We start from the raw sequence: 23,302 nt of genomic DNA, 5'->3' as shown, positions 1-23,302 counted from the left end.
TTATGAATCTAACAAAGCTGTTTCAAATACAAAAAGAACTAGACGAGGCAATCATTGAAAAGAAAGAACTCCAAGGCAAAGATCTTTTGCCTGAACGCATCCTAGCCCTTCTAGTAGAGCTAGGAGAGTGCGCCAACGAGTGGAGAGGGTTTAAGTTTTGGAGCGAGAATCAGAAGGCGAGAACTTTTGCACCGAGAATGAAATACAGTGACCCAGAATTAAAACTAGGTGCATATCCAGCACCTTATAATCCACTCCTCGAAGAGTATGTAGACTGCCTGCACTTTGTATTGAGTATAGGGAATTCTGTCATAGATCCTGAATTAAATGGATTAGTGGATAACATTTATTTCTACCATGATGATGCAAAAGATCAAGAAAATGTGACCAACTATTTCTTACGTATGTTTGATAAGGTCGGTGACTTTAGTGCTTACAATACGGTCGGAAATTTCAAAAGCATGTTAAATATCTTCTTGGTGATAGGAGAAAGTCTTGGATTCACATGGGAAGAGATCGAACAAGCCTACTTAGACAAGAACAAAATCAACCACGAACGGCAAGCAAACGGCTATTAATGGTGAAACCTAAATGGTCTGATGCGGTAAGGGAGCAGAGAGAGGGTCCTGCTCCTGAGCCGGAGGTCAGAATGAGACATGGACGGTGTGAATGTGGTGATGGAAGATTCAAGCTGAGAGTGGCGAAAAGCGAGTGGACAAGAACCTGTAAGGGATGCGGAGAGGAGCAAGAAGTGTGATCCATTTACCAAAGATATTTATTAGCTCATTTATATTACTAGCAGCAGTGATTGTATATTGTTCCATTGCTCTTGCTCTAATGGGAAGAGAGGAGCGGCGCAATGGCAAAGATAAAAAGCAGAAAGACAAGCTACTACGGAAATGAATTCGACTCCAAGGCAGAAGGTGAGTTCTATCTCCTGCTAAGGTCAGACGAGAACGTAAAAGCAATTGAATTACAACCGCAGTACACGCTCTTGAGCGCCTTTTCTGTGCCGTGTTACCGATGTGAGGGTAATGGGAAGGTCGAGAATAAAAAAACGCTCAGAATGAACAAATGCACGTTGTGTAGCGGCACAGGTAAGAGGATGCGCCAGCCATGGAAGTATACTGCAGATTTCAAAGTGACTTATAAAGATGGCAAAGAGGAAGTCATTGACGTAAAAGGATACGCAAATGAACGCTTTCCACTCGTTAAGAAGATGTTTGAGAGCGTAATGGGCATAGAGTTGGTTGTCTGGCAGAAGAACAATAAAAAGGGTTGGGTGAGGAAATGAATAGTTTTGAGTATGATCTTTCGATAAGAGGAATAGACAACCGCTATATTAAACAGTTAAGACTTCTTGCTGAAGGGTATGCATCAACTAATCCAATTTCATTACCGGAATCATACCGAATTTTATTAGAGGCTTGGGATGTTCTTTGGTGGATGGAGCAGGATGATCGGTATAAAACCTTAGCAGCTTTATATGAGTGATTTACAAAGCGTCATCCAGTCAATGCGAGAGGTGCAGCAGAGGCTAGATGTGACCAGTAAAAAGATCTTTAATCTAGCGAAAGATAAAGCAGAAACGGAAAAAGCATACAAGATTGCGTTAAGGCAGGAGATCTTGAGGTTAAAAGATGATCGAAAGTACCCGGCTACACTCATTCTTGAATTAGCAAAGGGGCAAAAAGACATAGCAGAACTTCGTTTTAAGCGTGATATAGCTAGAGAAATGTATAAGGCAGGGCTAGACAGCATGAACAACACACGAACCGAAGCAAGCCTGTTACAAAGCATATTGAGGTGGCAGAACGAAACCGGTTAAGAAAAGGGGAGAGTGCATGAGTAAAGTCGATTTCATAGAAAAACCATTTGAAGAGCTGACTGTAGAAGAATTTAGAAGCATGAGACGCAACCCAAAAGGCTCAATCTCCCTAACAGACTTCTTAGGCCATTATAACATCAGTATTCAAGAATATTGGGATTACGTCACTGAGAATAAAGGGGTTGCTATAGTTCATGAAGAACGGCAGACACTCACTAACTATAAAGCTGCACAAAATCAGAGACAACCAGATGAACTAGAATACACCGGGGCAGAGATACAAGGGTTTCGAATGTTACGAGGCTATAACACTAACAAAATGAGTCATCGGATTGGAATATTTGCGGACGAACTTAAGAGATACGAGCGTCGTAAAAAAGTGCCAAATTGGATTGCGGATAGATATATAAGTGATCTCATGATCACGAAAAATGAAATACATCGATTAAGAATGTACCTAGGCAGGAGAACAAAAGGGTTTGAAGCAGAACGCACTATACCAGAATTTATAAAAAACGAAGTTAGGAAGCGTGATCGTAACAAGTGCACTAAATGTTTTAGTGAAAACAGATTGCATTTTCATCATAAAGAACGATTTTCAAAAGGTGGACTTCATGTAGAGAGTAACATTGTGCTTCTGTGCGCCGCTTGTCATGCGGAAGAGCATAAGAGTGAACAATCGTATTGGTTACTAAAGAAGATGGCTAAAGATGCACGTATCAACGAATAATAGGGGGGTTCTTAATGACAGCAATCGCAGAAAGAAAAGCTTATAATTCAAGGTTAAAACATGTGGAGGCTGAGTTATACCAATACCCTCATATCGTGAAAGAAATAGAAAAGCGCAGAATGGAATTGCTTTACCCTTATCAAGAATATGTAGATGAAAACCAAGGGAAGGGGGTAAACAGCGTACGAGCAATTTCGCGACAAACAGAGCGAATTGCAACCCGTCTTGTTGAAGATCGTAAACTTAGAAATTATGAAGAGATAGCTGATGCGATCGAAAGGGTATATAACGGGTTAGATAAAAATCAAATGAAATTTGTGAGGGTTAAATATTGGAGCGGAAAAAATTATTCTGCAATTCAAGTTGCTGACATGATAAATGTGAGTGAAAGAACATGTCATTATTACCGAAAAAAAGTGTTAGAAGAAATAGGGCACATAATTGGATGGGTGTAAGTTTGCAGTAAGTTTGCAGTTTTCGACCCTAAATCCATAGTAATATGTAAGTATGGGATAATACCCAATACGATATAACTTATTCCGCACTCCATATTGGGGCTAGAGGCGTGTAATGCGCACAAAGATTGGGCTGTCCATGCCTCACGTGGAGTGCAAACCTATAATATCACGTACCGTAAGCAAGATAAGCCCCTCACTCCAGTGGTCTTGCTTACGCAAGCGTGAAAAACTACACATCGGTGACGGAATAGGTAGACGTTAATCAGGTATAGGAGAGCTATTCGGGGATCAGTAAGTAAGGTAGGAACACAGCCGAATAGAGGTGGAAAGTCGTGTCCTTTGCTCTTTTGAGTAACCGTACACCTACCCATAGCAGTAAAACGAGGCGTCTGATGTCACGCCTATCCTATACTTTGTTAGGTGCAAATCCTAACCCGATGAACAAACAAAAAAGAAGCGTGTACGAGCTTAATAGCCGTATGCGCTTTTTATATTAAAAGGAGATGAATTAAATGAACATAGAACAAATAGCGAAAACAGCGCATGAAGTCAATCGTGCCTATTGTCAAGCAACAGGAGATCAGAGCCAACCGAAATGGGAGGAAGCTCCGCAGTGGCAAAAGGATAGTGCAATCAATGGCGTTTGTTTTCACTTAGAAAATGATGTGACGCCAGAACAATCCCATGAGAACTGGATGAAAGATAAACAAGAGAACGGATGGAAGTATGGAGCTATAAAAGATCCAGAGAAGAAAGAGCATCCTTGTTTCGTCGCTTATAGCGAGTTACCGAAAGAACAACGTGTAAAGGACTACTTATTCAAGGCGGTAGTCGATTCAGCTAAGTAAAGGCGTCCTAGCGGACGTCTTTTTATATTCGCTCTTAAGGAGAATAAACATGAAGAAGATCGATCCCAATAAAGATTGCGTAAAATGCGTATTTGCCCAGAAGATATACGAGACAGAGGAAAAGACAAGAATGTTTTGTACGTATGGGGCAGGGTGTGTGAAAAAATAACAGGATAATCCTCTTTGATGTCGAATAGTGCGGAAAGGGGGTTTTTGTATTGAAAGTTAAATTAAACCAAGCTATTAAGAAATACATGCTTGCTGTTGCGGCAATAGGACAAAGGATGACCGCTACAAGCGAAAAGTTTAAAACTGCTGAACCGAAAGGGTTAAGTGAAGTTATAGCAGTGAAAGAGATTTATAAAGAAGGTATAATGGAATTTGAAAATCAGTTTAAGGATTTAAAGAGGCTTGAAGCTCCCATTGAATTGAAACAAGAGCACAATGAGCTAATCGAAGCTTATAGGCAGTTTGTCGACGCTACTCAAGGTATGTCTGATACTCTTGATACAGTTAACATCAAGACAGATTCTGAAAAATTTGAGGTTGAAAAAGACAAACAAATAAACGCGAGTAACAGAATTGTTCAAATATCTAATAGAATTGTTCAGAAAGTCAGAATGTGATACCTGAAAAGAGGACTACCTTACGAGGCGGTTCTCTTTTTGTGTGTTAAAGAGGAGGGGTTTAGGTGGAAGAGGTCATATTGACGCAAGAACAGTTGCAAGAGCGTTTAGAATACTGGCAAGGAAAACTTAGACTGAGGGATTGGATCATCACAGCTAAGATAAAACGGCTGGTTGAATTTGAAGTTACTGGTCGCGCTGGTGAAATACATGCTCTTTACGAGTCGAGAGAAGCGGCAATTAAAATACTAGATCCGATGGATTGGAACGGCTCAGATGGATTTCCTCTCAATGACATGGAGCATACGTTAGTACATGAGTTATTACACATACACACTATGCCTATCAACAAGGATAAAGAAGATATAGGGGGCGGTTGTGTGTTTGAAGAGCAAGCTATAGAAAGTATCACAAGAGCCTTATTGTCGCTAGATCGGGAATAATGTAAGATATGGAAAAAGAGGTGAGCGGTTGTGAAGAAAAAGAAGATACCTGATTTAAACGTAATCATTGAGCTTGAAGCGGAACGCATGAAACAAGACAGGGAATTCGCGCAATGGCTACATACGATTCTGCCTAAGATCAAGAACAAGACCATCACAGAGGGTGAGACAGTAGCCGTAACGCAAGCTTTAGAAGCGAGATACATGAAATACCACGCAAAGTAGTCCGAGGGGCTGCTTTTTTATTATGAAAATTGAGGGGTGAAATGATGAATTGTTATGGAGTTTATAAAGGGTATAAAACTGGTGGAGTTGTAGGTACACCATGTGTAGATTGGGCGGCACCTGCTGCATCTGTGGTAATGGAAAACAGTGCAATTCAATTCTCAGTTGAAACGATAAAATTCGAGGATGGAGAGCGGATAAAGCTGACTGCAAGACGATTAGATAAGAAGTACTTAGCGGAGTCTGTACCTATGACCGATAAAGAGCGCGAGTTCTATCTGGAACACAAAGATGAATTTATTCGCTTATTGGTTAACGATGATAGATATACAAAGCCGGTAGGTTTGTATAGTGGCATTATTTAAATAGATCAGCAAAGAAGGGGGCAGAGGTGTATGTAGATGGCTAGACAGAGAGATCCAAGAAGAGACGAAGCGTATGAGATATGGAAAGAGACAAAGAAGCCGTTGAAAGAGATAGCGGAGGAGTTAGGTTGTTCCCCGTCTCAGATACGCAAATGGAAGAGCCATGATGAATGGGAGCGCAATGGTAACGTTACTAATGGCAAAGGGAGCGTTACTAAAAAGAGCGCACCAGATAAATCAAGAAAGAAACAACAGAATCGGAGTGGTAATCCCAATCCACAAAATCAATTTACCGAACGGAACAGTGCCGCGCTAAAGCACGGGCTTTTTTCTCGTTACATGCCAAAAGAAACATTGGAGATCATCGGTATGCTTGAAGATGCAAACCCTGTTGATCTTTTGTGGGATCAGATACAAATACAATACGCCGCAATTTTGCGTTCTCAAAAGATTATGTGGGTGAACGATGCCAATGATTCTACAAGGGCGCTCACGAAAGTTAAGGGTGGCTTGAAAGTCGATTCAGAAGGTAACTTGGTAAAGGTTGCTTTTGCAGAAGAGCTTCAATACGACAATCAATATGCATGGGATAAGCAAGCAAACTTCTTGAGCGCGCAGTCTAGAGCTATTGCAGAGTTACGCTCATCCATTAAACAGTTTAACGATATGGCACATGAAGATGATACTCGCAGACTCAAGTTAGAACAGTTGCAGCTTAACGTTAACAAGACAAAAGCGGAAGTCAGTCTCCTCTCTAATGATGAAGAAGAGTACGAAGATGACGGCTTTATGGATGCGATAAAGGGCGCTAGTGAGCAGGTGTGGAACGATGAAGAAGCTTAAACCTGCGCTGTTTAAATTTAAACCGTTCAGCACGAAGCAACTCAAGGTATTAACATGGTGGCAAGATGCATCGCCTTTTAAAGATAACGATGGCATCATATGTGATGGTTCAGTCCGAGCGGGTAAGACGGTTGTCATGTCTCTCTCGTACATTATGTGGGCAATGGAGACATTCAACGAGGAAAACCTTGGCATGTCTGGTAAGACGATAGGAGCGCTTAGACGGAACGTTATTACACCGTTAAAGCGAATGCTCAAGTCTAGGGGCTATCACGTTAAGGATCACCGCGCAGATAACTATTTGTCCATTACATTCAGAGGTAAGGCAAATTACTTCTATATCTTTGGTGGTAAGGATGAAAGTAGTCAAGACTTAATCCAAGGTATTACCCTTGCGGGTATGTTCTTTGATGAGGTCGCGCTCATGCCTGAATCATTTGTTAACCAAGCAACCGCGCGTTGTTCGGTGGACGGGTCGAAGATGTGGTATAACTGCAATCCTGCTGGACCGCATCATTGGTTCAAAACGAAGTTTCTTGATCTTAAGCACGAAAAAAGACTGCTACATTTACACTTTACGATGGATGATAACCTTTCGCTCTCAAAAGCGATTAAAGAGCGATACAAGCGGATGTACACGGGCATATTCTATAAGCGCTATATCTTAGGTCTATGGGTACTCGCTGAGGGCGTTATCTATGACATGTTTAATAAAGATTATCACGTCGTACCTACAGAGGAACGGCGCTATTCGCAGTTTTATGTATCGATTGACTACGGAACGCAGAACCCTACGACATTTGGATTGTGGGGCAAGGAAAAGAACACGTGGTATAAGGTGAAAGAATACCACTACGATGGTCGCGAGAAAGGCAAACAGAAGACGGACGTTGAGTATAGCCGTGATCTAAAAGAGTTTACAAATGGTTATCGCATATCCTCTGTCATTGTCGATCCCTCTGCTGCTAGTTTTAAGGCTCAGCTTAAAAGAGATAGCTTTAGGGTGCAAGACGCAAAGAACGATGTAGCGAACGGTATACAGAACGTAGCAAGCGCGCTGAACCGTATGCTCATTCTCTACAACGACTGTTGCATTGAAACATTTAAGGAGTTCAGCTCCTATACGTGGGATCAGAAAGCGGCTAAACGCGGCGAAGATAAACCAATCAAGCAAAACGATCATCATATGGACGGTGATCGTTATTTTGTGAACACCATTATATTTGCAAAGAAAGCGGGGTTAAGTTCAACAAACCCTTGGTAGGAGGTGACACATGGCATTACGAACATGGGACAAGTTTGACAAGAGCATCATAGAAGAGACACACGGAAGCATTGAGCGGTACCGCGACCTGTACGAAGGTAATCATATTGAATTGTTCCCACGCGCTAAACGACTAGCGCAACAAGGCGAGATCACAGACGCAATCGCAGAGGGGAATCATGTAGCACAACAAATACAGACGCCTTACATCATAGCGAATGTGAGTAAGTTAATACCAGAGATACCTGCGGTACTCGTTGCTCGTTCGATTGGTTCGGTCACATCCTCGCTTTTAAGACGACAAGAACAGATCGAAGAGCTGGACGACGAAACAGACAGCATGATAGAGGGACCAGATGACAACTCGCTAAATGCTGAAATACTGGACGCGCAACAAGAGATCATTGAACAAATTGAGAAGAACAGCAAGCTTCGTACCGAACATTGGACGAACATAGTTCAGCATCAGGTAGATGGTGGTTTGGTTGGTTGTGTATGGATCGACGAACTGGGCCCACGTATGGAAATGAAACAGCGTGACGTTTATTTTCCGCACGATGACGATTTGGGTGTAGATCTGGTTTATGATCGCAAGATCGATGACGACCGCTATTTACACGTTTACCGTGAACGAGTGGAGAAAGATGGATTGCACACTGAACATCTACTCTTTATGGGTGAGGACAACAGCACTGAGTTTATCCCTGTTGATGAAGAGGAAGCGAAACAGCTACTTGGTATGAAGGATCTCAAGAAGGTATACAAAGGGCGCAACCGTCCATTTGTTGTGTATTGGGCAAACGAGAAGACATTCCGAAACCCGCTAGGTCGTAGTTGCCTTAAAGGCATAGAAGGAAAGCAGGATGAAATCAACTGGACACTAACGCGCTCGGCTATAACTTTTGAGCGTAATGGTAAACCTCGTATCGCAGTGAGTGAAGAAGTATTCAGTAGATTGGAAGAGTTAGCGGCTCAACGCTATGGGGAAGACAACCCGGAGAAAAAGATTGATCATCGCGATTTAGAGATCACAACGTTTGATGAGAACGGAAAAGCGCTTGAGATCATTCAAATTGATACGAGCAAGATTGGTGACATTGAGACTGTGCGCAACCTTATGCAGATGGTTCTGTCAGAAACGCGTACAAGCTCAAAGGCGATTGATTACTACTTAGGTGAGTCAACTGGTACCGCATCCGCTCAAAGTGGTGTAGCGAAGTTCTACGACCTTCTAACATCCATTCTAAAAGCGGAGCAGATACAAAGCGAGTACATCTACTTCCTCCAACAGCTCTATGAAAATATTTTGTGGCTCATGGCAGAAGAGGATGAGGCGGTAATGATTGAGGAACCGGACATTGCAATTCGTTCTATGATTCCAATTAGCCGCAAAGAATTGCTGGAAGAGAACGCGATGGCTTACGAGAAAGGCACGCAGAGCCTTGAAACAACTGTGCGCAACTGTAACCCTCTGGCATCAGAAGAGTGGATACAACAAGAGCTAGAGCGCTTAGAAATGGCATCAGAAACGCCTAATACATTTGGTGGTGGCACGTTGTCGAGTTACCTTGATAACCGCGACCAACCGTTGACGAGCGATGAAGAATGAACATTGACCAACTTCTACGCTACTTCTCTGATGCTCTAGAAGACATTTACCGTAACGTCGGTAGTATAGAAGGTTTATCGACCGACAGAGGCGCACAGGAGCTTATACGTTCAATCTCTGACACACTCGATAGTTTAGGAATAGCCATTGAAGAAGTCTTGCCTAACGAAATCCTAGAAGCGTATACGTCTGGTTTGATAACAGGTAATACGCTGCTAAGGGAAGAGGGGTTGGCGGTCGCTGGCATTGTGAAGAGTGACCAAGCGGTTATTCGTCCCATTCTACAGCGTAAGTTACACCGAGAGGCTTTATTTGAGATCACAAACAGTGGAATGGAAGACATACGAGCTTCGCTCGAAGTTGCCAAGAGTTATATGGCCGCTGATATTAATCAGGTCAGACAGACCTTTAAAGATGATATGGCGCGTGGGTCTATTCAAGGTGATCATAATCGCGTGATATCCGCTCGCATCAGCCAGAGATTTAAAGAACATGGCATTGTCGGTCATCGTACTATTGATGGGAAGCTGTTACCAATCGACTTCTACGCTAGTACAGTGGTTCGAACGAAACTAAGGGATGCTAACACGAAAGGCGCTGTCAATCGCTACACTGAAAACGGAGTGACAACCGTCAAGATAAGCGGTCAGGGGCAAACGTGTCAGGTATGCGCTAGATATCAAAACCTTGTCGTGAGCTTAACAGGTGAGCATGAAGGGTTTGCGTCAATCAATGACAACAATATTAAGCTACCGCCGTTTCATCCGAACTGCCGTTGTACATGTAGACCTTATGTTATGGAATACAAGACACCTAAAGAGATTCAGGAAGAGAAAGACCGGTGGAAAGCCTTTGATCCTGTGAAGGATGTTCGCTCCCCTGCACAAAAGAGAGCGTATGAAAGAGAGCAAAAACAACGCGTACAACGTAACGCCGAAAAGAAACAATACGCTGAAATGGTCATGTTGCTAGGTGATGATGCCCCTAAGACATTAGGCGCCTTTAGACGTATGAAGAAAGTCAACTCGCTTAATTTTCGAGATAAGAAAGCAGAAATGCGAGCAATCAAACGAAACGCAAAAGCCTCTAGTGGATAGTGGCTTATTTGTCGTGTCAAACCGTGCTGCGACACAACGCAACATTAACCATGTACGAGTAAATAATGGGATCGCGCACCAGAAGCGCAGATGAAAGGAGAACGATTATGTTTGCTAAACCATTGTATACGAAGGCTTTGCCTATGAACCTACAATTCTTTGCGGAAGAGGAAGAGCAGGACGATTTAGACCAAGAGGAAGAGGAATCTACCCCTGACCTTGAGGAGTTACTAAAAAATCCTGAATTTAAAAAGCAATATGATGCAAAGGTAGGGAAAACGATCAAGCGTCGTTTAAAGAATGCAAAGAAGGAAAAGTCGGAGGAACAAGAGGAGCAAAGTAATCAAGAAGAGGAAGAGGATAATAAATCTAATTCTAAACTTGATGAGCACGAAGAGCGTCTCGCCCGCGCTGAGCGTAAAGAGAAGAGGGCAGCGGTCAAAGAATACGCAATGGAAAATAAGTTCAACGCTAAACTCGCAACGAAGCTTATCAGTATTGATGAGATTGAATTGGATGATGATGGCGAACCAACGAACTTAGAGGAGCTATTCGAAGACCTAGCAGAAGAGTTTCCTGAATTCTTCTCTGAAAAAGAGGAGGAAGAGGAATCTTCTAAATCTGGTTATGGTCCAGGAGTGAAACAAAAGAACAATAGTGGAACTAAAAAGAAAGACACCCGCGAACTTGGTAAAAACGCTTATGCGCGTGCTAAAGCTAGCGGTAAAATTCGCTAAGGAGGAAACGACATGCCATATTATTCTAAAACGAAAAGAAAAGAACCGGAATTTCGCGGTGGTATTAACATCTTGTCTTCTGAGCATTTCCAATATATTGAGGCAGGTATCACGCTAGATGCGGAAGCTATTGGCGAAAAATACTTACCTGTAGGCACACCTGTTGCGCGGAACTTAGAAACTGGAAAGTTTGAGGTTTACGCAGATGATACAAGTGGTGAAGAGCCTGCTTTGCCATCTGGCTACGATGAATTCGCTTTACTCAATGTTGATGTAAACATGCAAGGGGAGGATGCTATTGTAGGTGAAGTACTTATTCGTGGTTCAGTTTATGATGCTAAACTGCCTGATACGGTTACAGAGACATTTAAAAAAGCAACGCACCCATTCTTGCGTTACACAAAAAATATCATTCAATAAGAGGAGGATACACACATGGCAGGTATTACACATCTTGAAGAATTTCAAAGCGAAGCTTTACGAGGTCTTGTAGATGCGTCTGCAGAAGACGTACAAGCTACGGAAGCTGATAGCTTTTTACCAACACGACAGACTTATGATCGTAAGTTTGCTTATCAAATTGTTAAAAACACACCACAAATTGGCGCTTACATTGGTTACGGTGCAGAGCCGCCAGTTGTAGATCGCAACGCTGTTGCATCAATGGCTGATGAGATTGCTTATTACGGTTTGAAAGACATCGTTACCTACGAGGAGCTACAAGCAATCAATGAATCTCGAAACAATCAAGAGTTTCAGGCAATGATTGATACGCTCGTAAGTAAAGGCGTTAACCTAATTGATAGCTTACGTAAACTACAGCAGTTATCGAAAATGGAGGCACTTTGCACAGGTGCTCATGCATATAAGAAAAATAACGTCAGCTATACCATTAATTACGGAATCCCAGAGGAAAACAAGATCGCACTTACGAATGGCAATGATTTTGATTCCGATGATTTTGATATGATTGGATTCTTGTTAGAACAAGTAGAAGCATATGCATTTGAAAATAACGGTAAAGAGCCAGAGGTTATGTGGATATCACGTGAAATTAATGCAAAAATGCTTCGAAATACGAATATCATCGCAGAATCAGGGCGACCGTCTAATTCGCTTCGTGTTTCTAACGAAGAGCTTGCGACGGTGCTAGATAACTTTGGATTACCACCTGTTCAAATTATCAAAAACCGCAGCATGACGTATAAAGATATTTATACAGGCGAGATTGTGAATCATGAGTTTATGCCCGTCAACCGTATTGTTATGTTGTCACAAGGCGTTGGAGAATATCTTGAAGGTCCTACGTTAGAGAATAACTTTCAACCGGGTTTGTTCTTAGATGCATACGACAAGAAAGAACCAATTCAGTCTATCTTCCGTGCTGTCGGTGCCGGGTTGCCGATTCTAGAGGTACCATCTTTAGTCCGTCACCTCGATGTATTTACACCATAAGGAGGGTTATTCGTGGCTAAAACAAAAGTAAAAGTGTTAAACGCTGTTGTAGATGGAAAGCGGCAAGGGGAGCAGTTGGAGATCGATGAGAAATCCGCCGCTTATTTGTCGTCTATTGGTTATGTTGAGGTGATAAACGATGGCAAAGCCAAGCAAGGGAACGAAAAAGGACATGCGTCTGAAAAGAAACAAAAAGGCAAAGGGCAGAAAAAAGAAGTAGGTGAATAGAATGGACTTCGAGTCTATTAACGCTTATCTTGCTCAAATGCCCTTTACAGCCTTATATGATGAGTTATCGTCTGATGACAAGGTAAAGCATGTGTTCAATGCGCAGGAGGTACTTAAAGCGCACTACCGTGCTTCTCTTCTGTCTGAACGCGCTGTCGCCTTGCAACTCTTGTACATGCTCGAAGGAGAGGAAGAGGAATACGCTAAGCTTCGTAGGCAAGGGGTATCCTCTTTTTCTACCAATCGCGTGGCAGCTTCAATAGGTGGTAGCGAGATTGCTCCTGAAGTAAGATCATTACTCAAGTCTAAAGGTAGAGTGGGGCGGCTACAATGAAACCTCCTATGAGAGACGATGTAGTCGTCATGACAACGCAATTAGACGAAAATGGCAATCCTATCACCGACAATCGCGGTCGCCCTATAGCACCTAAAGAAACACCGACAAAAGCGCGTATCACAAACAAAGTTAGGGTCGTGCGTAACCGTCAGGGTGTGGAAGAGAAAACGAGTATTGAATTTGACTTACCGCCTGATGTTGAATTCGGTTTCGACTCAACCATTTCGTATACAGACACATTCGGCCAAGAGCGCAAGGCTCAGGTTGTTAACTGGGAAGAGTCAACGAACCTTAGCGGTTCGAAGGTCTATTTCAGGACGGTGTACGGTGGCTAGACGCGATTTTATGAGTGTTCAATGGCGAGGGTTGAAAGAGCTTGAAAAAGAGTTTAAGGCGATGCCTAAGAGGTTTGAGCGTGCAGCCATTCAAGAGCTAGGCAAGTATAGTGCGTTGCTTGAAGAAGGCGCCAAAGCACTTGTACATCATGATGAAGGGGATTTAGAGGACTCTATCTCCTTTGATCCACCTAAGAAAAAGGGACAAGGGTTTGAATTTGAAGGTGGTTCTTCTTCAAAGTATGCGCTTGTCAGGCATTATCAACCCTATCGAATGGGTGTACATGACAAAATGCCGGGTGATAACTATTACGTTGGTGGTAGAGGGCGAAGAACGCACAATAAACCAGCGTGGCGAGGCGAAAGGGCAGGGAGACTTTATTTAGAGCGAGCTATCCGTGTAACGGATAAAGATTTCCAACGAACGGGAGAACGCATTTTAGAACGAACCATGGATAGGAGGGGGCGCAAGTGATTCAAGCTTGGATGCGTGAAGAGTTAGCGAGGGCTTTACCTAAGCTAACGTGGACGTATGACCAATATACGGCACCGGACAACACAGGTACAGTATATAGCGAAGGTGGCTCGCGTCCTTCATCAAGCGAAATTGTGATGAGATACCCTAACTATCAGGTTTGGATACGCTCTTCTGATTGGGATTTAGCGCAACACGCAGCATATAAGGTATTCGATCTTTTCCACCGCCGAGGTTTAGATCGTAATTTTGATATATCAATAGACGACGGGATAGAGAAAAAGAGCTATCGCGTCTTTTTAATGTCCGCAGTTCAAGACCCGATACAAATCGGTCTAGAGGGCGATCTCATGCAATGGTCCATCAACTTTGATGTGACTCTATTAGAAATCAAGGAGGAATTATAATGCCAGAATTTAATCCATATGACATTCCGTTTGGTCCAGCAACTTTTATCATTGATGAGGGTTTAGATAGCGAAATTCGTTTTGATGGTGTAGATGAAATGCAAAACGAAGGTGGAGAGGTGACACTCACACCAGAAACTGAAGACATCGTTATTTTAGATTACGGAAATACAGCATGGGATAAACGTTTAGTTGGATGGGAAGCAGAGGTGGTTGTTTCAGCAGCACGTCAGACGCTTAAAATCTTACACGCAGCTATGTCTTTTGCGAGCGAGGTTGAGGGTACTGATGGGCGAGTAATAGGACTGCAAGATGCAAAAATTGGTTCATCTGCCAGGGAACGAGCACGCACCTTAACAATTCGTCCGAGAAATGCATCTGATTCGTCTCAAGATATTTATCTCTATAAAGTTGCGGCGATTGGCGATTTTAACCGATCATTTGGCAACGAGCAAGGTAATGTGCCGATGACATTTTCCGTATTTCCTAAAGACGGCGCAGACCCAACAAAGGACGGAAACTATTTCTATATTGGTGATCGTTCGGGATTAGATACGCCCTAATGAGCCCCAACCGGAGCCTGAACCACAACCTGAACCACAACCTGAAGAGCCGGACGGGGAACCAGAAGAACCGATAGAAGAAGACGAATAAAGGGGCTTATGCCCCTTATCTATTAGGAGGAAGTTAAATGACAACAATCTCGTTAAAAGTAAAAGGTGAAGAAGGCGAAGTAAAGAAGGTCGCTCATGAAATCGAAGCGATTGGCGTATTTCAGTTAGAAAAAGCAATGCGGACTCTAAAAGAAATCTTTGACGTTTTACAGCAAGACGAACAACTTTTAAACGTTGTGAATGATTTCTTAGAAGAATCAGAGGGTTTGACCGATGAGCAAATGGTTCAGAAATTAGTATCTTCCTTTGAAACACTGACGGTTAAGTTGCCTGAAAAGGCATTTGAATTACTGGCTGTGCTGTCTGATATCGATTTGGAAACACTCAGAGCACAAAAGGTACTAGACGTATTTGATATCTTCGAGGCTGTTGTTGAAGAGAATGATATTGAAAAGTTGGTTAAACGTGCAAAAAAGTCTTTGGGCGTCGCCAAGAAGGCGTTCAAGTTCCTCAAGAAAGAGAAGAAGGAAACGGAAGTGGAGCCGTCAGCTTAGAGGAAGCTTTCGGCTATAAGTTAGCCAACAAGCTAGGTGGTTATAATCAAATTAGGCAAATGTCTGCGATGTCCCTTTTAGGCTTTATGGACGCGGTTCTAACGGAGGATGAAAGTAAGGCCGATCAAGAGAGACAACGTATGTATATTGAATATCTCATGATGGTAAATTCGCGTACTCCGCAATCGAAAGATGAAAAGAAGGCGCAAGAAAAGTTTGCTAAAGAGCTTAAACCTAAAGAATTTAACCAACAGAAGAGAGGTCCCGCGAAGGTCTATAAGTGGGATCAGGAGCTAATGAATAGACTAAAAGCCGAACAGGAAAAGAGGTGAAAGCAATGAATGAGACCAAGGTCGTTCTAGAGTTCGATTCTTCAAGCATTGTAGAAGTAAATGAAATGATGCAAGAGTGTATCAAGAATAGCCAAGAGTTAAAAGCAGTAACAGAGAAAACAACGCAAAGCTACAATCAATTAAATAAAGCGATCAGTAAAGTGAGGGACAACCAATTATTTAGGAGTTAAAATAATTTAGTCAGTTTATCTAACGATTTGTTCAACTTATCTAATTCTCGTTTGAAGGATTTATCTTGGTCAAAATGAATGACGGTTCTACAACGCGGGCACGTTGTTTTCGCATTTCTTTTTGTGGCGTCCTTAAACTTAATGGATATCTTACGACCACACTCACATTTAAAATCAATTTTTTGATCGGCGATTAGTGGATTAATTTTTGACATCGATACCTCTTTCGTGGCTGTCCCTCATATTTATTATCGAAAAACGATGAGTAATTGTAAATAGATAATGAATATTCTTATACTTTTTAATGGAATGTTAAGCCTTATCTACGTATAATAGATACAAGGATAAGCGGAGGTGTTTCTTATGGCTGAGAAACAAGGATTTTGGTCATCGATTATTCATGGTGACGAAAGAGAACAGCAATTACGTTCTATGCAAAAAGGACTTGAGCAATTATCCAAAGAGAAAGATATTGAACTAGATATAATTTGGAATGTCTCATCAGAATTAAAGAGAAGAATGTTAAACGAAGTTGAAGAGAATGAAAAAGAAAAAATAAAGGGCAGGATTGAACTACTAGCTCTAGAAAAAGTAGCAATCAAAAAAGCTTATCTTTATAAGAAAAGCGAAAAGCAAATTGCGATTAAACTATACAAACTGGAAACGAAATTAATTTCTTTTGAAGATAATGAGAATAAGACCAATGTAATTGAAAAGAAGATTAGTGATTTACGAGAAGAGCATGATGTAAAAATTGAATCACTGGAAAAAGAGATGAAACAAGCTAATTATGATTATGGGAAAATGAAAAGTGGTCAATGGAAAGAAAGACTAATTGAGCTAAATAACGATAATTTGTCAGACGATGAAATTGAACAATACAAAGTCAGTTGGGAAAAAAGGTTATTGCCTAATAAAAACAAAACTTCTACTAGTTACAGCGAGTCATCCAATTCATCAGTCTCTTTAAGTTTTGGATCTTTAAAGTTGGAACACTTAGGAGGGCACCCTAAGCTTAAAAAAGGAAATGTAACTATAAAAGCAGGTGATTCGTCCGGCGCATTGAAGATTGGCAATAAATCTATCACAGTAAACGGAATGGGTTGGGAAGAAAAAGGAAAGCGCTCTGGCGGTAAAGCCGCTGCGGGTGCCGTTGTAGGTGGTATCGTCACCGCTCCAATTACATGGGGCGCTGGTGCTATCGTAGGTGCCGCTATAGGTGGTAGGAAGAAAGATGATTCAGTTGTAGCAATTGCGTTTTCTGACGGAAACGTAAACTACACAATGTACTTAAAGGCTGACGCAAAAGAATATCAGAAGCTATGTAAGCTTCTTGCATAAGCATCCTGCTTTCAGGGTGCTTTTTATTGTGCCTTGAAAGGAGGATGAAGAATGGCAACATCTGTACGTGAGTTACGTGCAAACTTCACTGCTCATGCAAGAGGTTTAAGAACCGCTATTAGACAAGCTACAAAAGATTTGCGGTCAATGACTCAAGGTACTGTACAGAATACGCGTGGTTTAAATCAGACGAATCAAGCCGCTCGTACAATGACGAGAACATTTAAAACAGCAGATGGACAAACAAGGACGGTTACAGCACGTATTAACAATATGTCCAAAGCTAATACATTAGCGAGCCGTAGTTCAATTACACTCGCCAATCGAACGAATGAATTTGGTCGAGTCGTAAACCGTACGTCTGGACAAGTTCGGTCGTTTGGAACGATGACCGCTCAACAGTATCAAAATATTGCCAGACAGGGATCGATTGTTGCTAGAAGTACAAGGACGATGGCAACCGAATCGACACGTTCATTTAATCAAATGAACAGAACCTCGACAAACTACTCACGTCAATTTATATCGGCGATGCGTAACAATGCACGCTCAACCGAAGATATGAATCGTTCTATGCGTTCATTAGGCACACAAGGCGTTCGTCAAACAAATACGCTTAGTAACGCGATACGAACCCTCAGAAACCCATTGAATGAAGCGAATGTATCAACACATGCAATGGCGAGGAACTTCGAAACGATGTCCTCTCGCTCTGTTCAATCTTTACGTAGAGTGGGAAGAGAAGTTGCAAACACAGCGAGCCAGATGCCTCAACAGGCGTCTATCATGACCTCGGCTTTTAACGGAGTAAATAGCGTATTAAGAAACCTTGGGGGTGGCTTAACTACATTCCGGAACGCTGTAGGGACGATTGCACAACCTGTAATGACCGCCACTGCTTCTATATCGAGAAGTGTTATTGGTGGAATCGTATCGCCTTTCCGCGAGGCAACGAATGTCGTAAAAGGGTACGCGACGGCGCTAGGGTTGTTATCAACAGGTGCATTAGCCAATACAGGAATGGCGCGTTTATCTGCGATTGAAAACGCTGGTGTGTCCCTAGAAGTCATGTTGGGTGATGCTGAGAAAGCAGATGCTTTTCTAGATGACGTCCTTACATTTGCTCGTACAACACCTTTTGCGTTCCCTGATCTGGCTGAGTCTGCGAGAAACCTTGTAGCATTCGGGATGGAAACGGATAAAGTAGTTCCAACAATGCAAGCAATTGGTGATGCTGCAGCTGGTGCTGGTAAAGGATCGCAAGGATTGAACATGATTGCGGCCGCTTTTGGAGATTTACAAATAACAGCCAATGCTAGCCTCGATCCCATTAGGCGACTAGAGGGTAATGGTGTACCTGCTCTTAAAATCTTGGCTAACCAAGCGGGTATAAGCGTTGATGAAATGCAAAAGAAAATTTCGAGTGGATCTATCGAGTCTACTTGGGCAATTGAATCGCTTGTAGAGGGCATGCAAAACGGAACCGATGGCGTTGCTGGTGAGACTGCTGCCATGGCTGGTTTAATGGAGCGAATGAAAGATACGTGGACAGGTTCTGTTGATAGTTTGAAATCATCCATATCATCAACAATGGCAACCATCATGGAACCGATGAAACCCCATATTCAAGCGGCGATGGCATGGTTCGGTGATACGTTTAGTAAATTACCTAATGCAATAACGATTGTGAAAGATGTTGCTGTAACAGCGTTTGAATATATATCTAATGCTATAAGTAAGTTGCCTTTGCTTTCGTTAAGCGATGGGTTCAGTATCATTAAAAATGTTTTTCAAGCAGCTATACCGATTGTGCAAAGTTTTGGTAGCTCAATGGTTGAACATTTCAAGAACATCTTACCTACATTACAATCAGTCTTAGGCGGTATAAAAGAAGTTGCATCATTCGCGATGCCATATCTTAAAGATGCCGTAAATGCAGTCGTTCCGTTTGTTTTAACGATGTTTAATAAGATCTATGGGTTTTGGCAAAAAGAAGGTCAATCCATTTCCAATGCTGTATCCAATGCATTTAACACGATCCTATCAATCGTGAACTTTGTCATGCCAGCAGTTTTATTTGTTGTTGATATGATATGGACAGCGATAAAGAACGTTATTAATGGCGCGGTCAATGTCATTCAGGGTATCATAGGCATCTTTATTGGTATATTTACTGGCGACCTTTCGAAGATGTGGGAAGGAATCAAGAACTTATTCTTCGGAGCCGTAGAACTTATCTGGGGAGTAATTAACCTAACATTTTTCGGTAGGATTGTAACAGGTGTAAGAGTATTGTTTCAAATTGTTCGTTCTATTGTACGTCAAGGTTGGAAAGTAGTAGTCGATTTGTTTAGAGGCGGCGTCCAACCTGCTTGGCAAGCGATACAAAGCGCTTGGAATTTTATAGTTAGTGTTAGTAGAAACCTATTTCAAGGTTTAATTAAGTTCTTTAAAGACTTTTGGAGTGGACTAAAGACGATCTTTAACGGAGTTAGATATATCGGCTCAATTGTAATCAAAGGTTTTAGTCGTATTGGTAATACAATAGTTTCTTTCTTTTCAAATGCTGGAAAAATAGTAAAAAAAGGTTGGGACGCTGTTGTTAATATATTTTCGATGGTGTTCGGTTGGATTGGAAAAGGGATTTCAACTGCTTTTAACGGTTATGTAAGCATTGTTAGATGGTACCTGACAACCGTATGGAAAGTGGTAACAACCATTTGGAATGGCATTTATAAGTTTTTCAGCAAGATCCTATCATCCATTGAACAATTTATAACTCGAACGTGGTCATCAGCGAGAGACAATACGATGGGGACTGTAAACGCAATTGCCAGCTTCATTAGTCGTATATGGAATTTCATGTTTACGACGATCAGGAATTTCGCTGGTCGTATTTTTAATGCTGTTAAGTCAGCATTTACAAGAACGTACAATACAACGAAATCAGTGTTTAACACGGTAAAGGACTTCATTACAACGGTCTGGAATGTTTATGTCACTATCATTCGAACAGTCGCAACAACAATCTTTAACGCGGTTCGAACAGCTTTTACGAATGTCTGGAATACGACGCGAAACATCTTTAACACAGTACGTAACTTCATTTCAAATCTCTGGACGAATCTGTTTAACATTATCCGTACATCCGCAAACAATATTTTTAATGCCGTACGATCAGCGTTTAATTTTGTTCTCAACACAACTCGATCAATATTCAATTCTGTGTGGAATTTTATAAAACGAGTGTGGAACAGCATCTATACGACAATAAGGACATTTGTGCAAAATACGGTAAATCGGATACGTCAGCATTGGGAGATGGCCAGAAATAATACGATGGGTATTTTCAATGCCGTTCTCGCTTTCATTAGAAGGGTATGGACTAGTATCTTCAATGCCATTCGTGACCGTGTGCTTTCAATATTCAATCGCATTCGAGACACGTTCAATTCTGCAAGAGAGACGATATCGAGCATCTTTAATAACGTCTGGACATTCATTCGATCTATATGGACACGTATTTATGAAAATATCGCGTCTCGCGTAACTCGGATTCGAGATAACATCCGCAACGGCTTCGACACCGCAAGGAAGTGGGTAAGCGACATTGTATCCAACATGTGGACGAATGTTAGGAATACATTTGACGACATCGTATCTGCAGCAAGAGACTTACCTGGTAGAATTGGTACGGGGATTAAAAACATGGCCAACAAAGTTAAGGAAGGCATTAGTTCAGTTAGTAACCGAATGCTAGAGGGTTTAGCTGTAGGTGTTAACGGCGTTATCCGTGGCGTAAACTGGGTGCTTGATAAGATCGGAGTAAGCACTAAATTACCAGAATGGAAGCCGAACTACGCGAGTGCTTCAGGTGGAAGTAACAGGGGACGTCAGCTAAACAACAGCGAGATTCCGCAATATGCTAAAGGTACAGGTGGGCACCCCGGCGGTCTTGCGATGGTCGGTGATGGTGGTATGGAGGAATTGATTCAGTTCCCGAATGGTCGCTTAGCGATGTCACCTAATACAGATACGCTAGTCAACATGCCAAGAGGTACCGCTGTAATGAGTGGTCCAGATACGAAAAGCTTTTTAAGCTCATTACCCCACTACAACAATGGCGTCGGTAAATTTGTATCTGGCGCGATTGATTGGACAAAGGACATGGGCGGTCGTGCTGTAGGCGCTGTGAAAAATGGTGTTGGTGCCCTAAAAGACAAAGCAATGGACGTATGGGACTGGATGGCAGGAGGCGCTAAGAACCTCATGAACAAAGTATTGGATACAATGGGCGTTGTCGCTCCTAGTTTCCCTGGTGGCATGGGTGAGATGTCAAAAGGGGCTTTTGGTTATGCAAAGAATAAGGTCATTGATTATGTGAAAGGCTTATTACCTGACTTTAGCGCAGGTGGTGGAGGCAATGGTCCGGGTTGGCCGTCTCCATTTAGAAAGTCGTCATCCTTTAACCCAGCTAGGCGTCATCCTATCACGGGTAGAATACAACCTCACAATGGTGATGACTGGGCGGCGCCAAGTGGTACGCCAATCCCTTCACAATCCGCTGGTCGAGTCACAAAAAGCGGATGGGGTACAGGATACGGAAACGTCATTTATGTACAGTCAGGTGGCGGCTTAGAATATCGATATGCCCACAATAGCCGTAACCTCGTATCTGTTGGTGATGTCGTCAGACCGGGACAAACGATTGGCCTTGTAGGTTCAACTGGCGACAGCACAGGACCGCACGTCCACTACGAAGTGCGACGAAATGGCAGACCGCTTAACCCATCTGGCTTTGCGGATGGCGGTATTGTAGACATGGCTCAGTTAGCTTGGATTGCAGAAGGTGGATGGGCAGAGTCGGTTATCTCTCACGATCCAGCGAAGCGCGTAAGACAAAAAGCAATCTGGAAAGAGACGGGTGATAACCTTGGCTTCACAGACAACGACAGCAAAGTGGTTAGCTTGTTACAACAGCTTAATCAGTTAGTTGGACAAGGATTTGACGGAATGCCTGATGAGCTTGTCTTAAACGTGGATGGCAGATCATTAGCGAGGTCTATCGTTAAGCCAATCAACCAACTGCAAGCCGACATGGCTATGAATAAAAGCATTATGAAGGGAGGGGGAAGACGTTGATTGTTACAGTAGAAAGGCTAGATGGTACAAAATATGTGCTGGATGAGGAACTAGGGTTGATATGCTCTGATTTCATCATAGACTCTCCCTCCCCAGTAACAGAAACCTCTACTAGACCGGGTGTAGATGGTTATGCCGATCTAGGCACAACATACGAAGGGCGTACGCTGTACGCTCGTTTTTACTTAACCGGCGTTAATAACTATCATTATGCAATGCTACGCTCACAGGTGTTTCGCATCTTCGACAGCCGAGAGGAATTTATTGTTTATACAAGTGAGGAATCAAGAAAGAGGTGGCGTGTAAAATGCGCTGCTTCTTTTTCTGTTAATCGGATTGCGGGACCAGTTGGGGAATTTGAAGTGCCGTTCATTTCAAAAAGCCCATATGCTGAGTCTCTAGGGACGCTTAGAAACGACTTTACCTTTCGTGAGGATGTTTGGGCATTCGGGCAGAATATACCGCTTGGCGTGCCTCTCTCATACGAATTTACACAACGACGATTTAGTGTATGGAATCTAGGCGACACCGTTGTAGATGGGCGTCATGATTACCTACGTATCTATTACAAAGGCGCAAGCAACAACCTCACGATTACAAATCGGACAACAGGAGAGGTATGGCGATACAACGGATCAAGCAATACAAATGACACCATTGTTTTAGATGGTGTTTTTTCGCGTAAAAACGGGTCATCTATATTCGGACAAACAAACCGCAATGTCATGACATTGGCGGTAGGAGAAAACATTTTCGAAATAACAGGTACAAGCGGAGCCTTTACGATTGAATTCGACCTCCGCTTTTTGTACTTCTAG

At 42.4% G+C, this 23,302-nt stretch carries 31 protein-coding genes; all 31 read left to right on the top strand.

Annotated features, from left to right (window positions below):
* The first annotated feature begins 2 nt into the window (after positions 1–2).
* The 31 genes from FPV17_RS16930 (at position 3) to FPV17_RS16785 (ending at position 23,302) form a co-directional block, all read left to right on the top strand.
* A complete protein-coding gene (locus FPV17_RS16930) occupies positions 3–578 on the top strand; it encodes a dUTP diphosphatase (protein ID WP_144558512.1) in 576 nt (191 codons plus the stop codon).
* Positions 506–757, top strand: coding sequence for a DUF8096 family protein (locus FPV17_RS22635; RefSeq protein ID WP_496196953.1), 252 nt, complete (start codon positions 506–508; stop codon positions 755–757). The genes FPV17_RS16930 and FPV17_RS22635 overlap by 73 nt, the downstream gene beginning before the upstream one ends.
* Before the next feature lie 102 nt (positions 758–859).
* A complete protein-coding gene (locus FPV17_RS16925) occupies positions 860–1,294 on the top strand; it encodes a DUF1064 domain-containing protein (RefSeq protein ID WP_144558513.1) in 435 nt (144 codons plus the stop codon).
* On the top strand, positions 1,291–1,494 hold the full coding sequence (locus FPV17_RS16920) for a hypothetical protein (protein WP_144558514.1): 204 nt from the start codon (positions 1,291–1,293) through the stop codon (positions 1,492–1,494). Before FPV17_RS16925 ends, FPV17_RS16920 begins: the two co-directional genes overlap by 4 nt.
* Positions 1,487–1,828, top strand: a complete 342-nt coding sequence (locus FPV17_RS16915) for a hypothetical protein (protein WP_144558515.1) — start codon at positions 1,487–1,489, stop codon at positions 1,826–1,828. The genes FPV17_RS16920 and FPV17_RS16915 overlap by 8 nt, the downstream gene beginning before the upstream one ends.
* Positions 1,829–1,844: 16 nt before the next feature.
* The gene (locus tag FPV17_RS16910) at positions 1,845–2,558 is read left to right on the top strand and encodes an HNH endonuclease (protein WP_144558516.1); all 714 of its coding nucleotides are present in this window, start codon (positions 1,845–1,847) and stop codon (positions 2,556–2,558) included.
* Between the two features lie 14 nt (positions 2,559–2,572).
* Positions 2,573–3,013 carry a DUF722 domain-containing protein gene (locus tag FPV17_RS16905; RefSeq protein ID WP_144558517.1) on the top strand — a complete coding sequence of 147 codons (441 nt, stop codon included), beginning with the start codon at positions 2,573–2,575 and terminating at the stop codon, positions 3,011–3,013.
* Between the two features lie 515 nt (positions 3,014–3,528).
* Positions 3,529–3,864, top strand: coding sequence for a RyR domain-containing protein (locus FPV17_RS16900; protein WP_144558518.1), 336 nt, complete (start codon positions 3,529–3,531; stop codon positions 3,862–3,864).
* 218 nt (positions 3,865–4,082) lie between these two features.
* On the top strand, positions 4,083–4,490 hold the full coding sequence (locus tag FPV17_RS16895) for a hypothetical protein (protein ID WP_144558519.1): 408 nt from the start codon (positions 4,083–4,085) through the stop codon (positions 4,488–4,490).
* Between the two features lie 65 nt (positions 4,491–4,555).
* Entirely contained in the window at positions 4,556–4,933 is a 378-nt protein-coding gene (locus tag FPV17_RS16890; RefSeq protein WP_144558520.1) for a hypothetical protein, read from the top strand.
* Between the two features lie 30 nt (positions 4,934–4,963).
* Positions 4,964–5,158, top strand: coding sequence for a hypothetical protein (locus FPV17_RS16885; protein ID WP_144558521.1), 195 nt, complete (start codon positions 4,964–4,966; stop codon positions 5,156–5,158).
* Between the two features lie 41 nt (positions 5,159–5,199).
* The gene (locus FPV17_RS16880; protein ID WP_144558522.1) at positions 5,200–5,523 is read left to right on the top strand and encodes a hypothetical protein; all 324 of its coding nucleotides are present in this window, start codon (positions 5,200–5,202) and stop codon (positions 5,521–5,523) included.
* A 36-nt stretch (positions 5,524–5,559) separates the two neighbouring features.
* A complete protein-coding gene (terS, locus tag FPV17_RS16875; protein WP_144558523.1) occupies positions 5,560–6,366 on the top strand; it encodes a phage terminase small subunit in 807 nt (268 codons plus the stop codon).
* Positions 6,353–7,630 (top strand): PBSX family phage terminase large subunit, encoded by a 1,278-nt coding sequence (locus tag FPV17_RS16870; protein WP_144558524.1) that lies wholly within the window; start codon positions 6,353–6,355, stop codon positions 7,628–7,630. Before terS ends, FPV17_RS16870 begins: the two co-directional genes overlap by 14 nt.
* 10 nt (positions 7,631–7,640) lie before the next feature.
* Entirely contained in the window at positions 7,641–9,239 is a 1,599-nt protein-coding gene (locus tag FPV17_RS16865) for a hypothetical protein (RefSeq protein ID WP_144559570.1), read from the top strand.
* Positions 9,236–10,336 carry a phage minor capsid protein gene (locus tag FPV17_RS16860; RefSeq protein WP_144559568.1) on the top strand — a complete coding sequence of 367 codons (1,101 nt, stop codon included), beginning with the start codon at positions 9,236–9,238 and terminating at the stop codon, positions 10,334–10,336. The genes FPV17_RS16865 and FPV17_RS16860 overlap by 4 nt, the downstream gene beginning before the upstream one ends.
* Positions 10,337–10,443: 107 nt before the next feature.
* Positions 10,444–11,073: a hypothetical protein gene (locus FPV17_RS16855; protein WP_144559566.1), complete on the top strand. Its 630-nt coding sequence runs from the start codon at positions 10,444–10,446 to the stop codon at positions 11,071–11,073.
* Positions 11,074–11,085: 12 nt separating this feature from the next.
* Entirely contained in the window at positions 11,086–11,493 is a 408-nt protein-coding gene (locus FPV17_RS16850) for a hypothetical protein (RefSeq protein WP_144559564.1), read from the top strand.
* A gap of 15 nt (positions 11,494–11,508) precedes the next feature.
* The gene (locus FPV17_RS16845) at positions 11,509–12,528 is read left to right on the top strand and encodes a major capsid protein (RefSeq protein WP_144559562.1); all 1,020 of its coding nucleotides are present in this window, start codon (positions 11,509–11,511) and stop codon (positions 12,526–12,528) included.
* 12 nt (positions 12,529–12,540) lie between these two features.
* Positions 12,541–12,756: a hypothetical protein gene (locus tag FPV17_RS16840; protein WP_144559560.1), complete on the top strand. Its 216-nt coding sequence runs from the start codon at positions 12,541–12,543 to the stop codon at positions 12,754–12,756.
* Position 12,757: 1 nt separating this feature from the next.
* A complete protein-coding gene (locus tag FPV17_RS16835) occupies positions 12,758–13,090 on the top strand; it encodes a hypothetical protein (RefSeq protein ID WP_144559559.1) in 333 nt (110 codons plus the stop codon).
* Positions 13,087–13,428, top strand: coding sequence for a hypothetical protein (locus FPV17_RS16830; protein WP_144558532.1), 342 nt, complete (start codon positions 13,087–13,089; stop codon positions 13,426–13,428). The genes FPV17_RS16835 and FPV17_RS16830 overlap by 4 nt, the downstream gene beginning before the upstream one ends.
* Positions 13,421–13,903 (top strand): HK97 gp10 family phage protein, encoded by a 483-nt coding sequence (locus tag FPV17_RS16825; RefSeq protein WP_144559557.1) that lies wholly within the window; start codon positions 13,421–13,423, stop codon positions 13,901–13,903. The genes FPV17_RS16830 and FPV17_RS16825 overlap by 8 nt, the downstream gene beginning before the upstream one ends.
* The gene (locus FPV17_RS16820; protein WP_144559555.1) at positions 13,900–14,310 is read left to right on the top strand and encodes a hypothetical protein; all 411 of its coding nucleotides are present in this window, start codon (positions 13,900–13,902) and stop codon (positions 14,308–14,310) included. Before FPV17_RS16825 ends, FPV17_RS16820 begins: the two co-directional genes overlap by 4 nt.
* Entirely contained in the window at positions 14,310–14,873 is a 564-nt protein-coding gene (locus FPV17_RS16815) for a hypothetical protein (protein WP_144558535.1), read from the top strand. The genes FPV17_RS16820 and FPV17_RS16815 overlap by 1 nt, the downstream gene beginning before the upstream one ends.
* A gap of 128 nt (positions 14,874–15,001) precedes the next feature.
* Positions 15,002–15,478 carry a hypothetical protein gene (locus tag FPV17_RS16810; RefSeq protein ID WP_144559553.1) on the top strand — a complete coding sequence of 159 codons (477 nt, stop codon included), beginning with the start codon at positions 15,002–15,004 and terminating at the stop codon, positions 15,476–15,478.
* 140 nt (positions 15,479–15,618) lie between these two features.
* Positions 15,619–15,810, top strand: a complete 192-nt coding sequence (locus FPV17_RS16805; RefSeq protein ID WP_144559551.1) for a hypothetical protein — start codon at positions 15,619–15,621, stop codon at positions 15,808–15,810.
* Positions 15,811–15,815: 5 nt separating this feature from the next.
* Positions 15,816–16,001 carry a hypothetical protein gene (locus FPV17_RS16800; RefSeq protein WP_144559549.1) on the top strand — a complete coding sequence of 62 codons (186 nt, stop codon included), beginning with the start codon at positions 15,816–15,818 and terminating at the stop codon, positions 15,999–16,001.
* 363 nt (positions 16,002–16,364) lie between these two features.
* Complete coding sequence (locus FPV17_RS16795; RefSeq protein WP_144559547.1) at positions 16,365–17,342, top strand: hypothetical protein; 978 nt, start codon at positions 16,365–16,367, stop codon at positions 17,340–17,342.
* A gap of 51 nt (positions 17,343–17,393) precedes the next feature.
* Positions 17,394–22,484, top strand: coding sequence for a peptidoglycan DD-metalloendopeptidase family protein (locus FPV17_RS16790; RefSeq protein WP_144559545.1), 5,091 nt, complete (start codon positions 17,394–17,396; stop codon positions 22,482–22,484).
* Complete coding sequence (locus FPV17_RS16785; protein ID WP_144559544.1) at positions 22,481–23,302, top strand: phage tail family protein; 822 nt, start codon at positions 22,481–22,483, stop codon at positions 23,300–23,302. The genes FPV17_RS16790 and FPV17_RS16785 overlap by 4 nt, the downstream gene beginning before the upstream one ends.

The organism is Shouchella miscanthi, assembly GCF_007725405.1.
Classification (GTDB): domain Bacteria; phylum Bacillota; class Bacilli; order Bacillales; family Bacillaceae_D; genus Shouchella; species Shouchella hunanensis.
The sequence above is the reverse complement of the archived record's forward strand: the minus strand, read 5'-3'. Positions and strand labels throughout refer to the sequence as shown.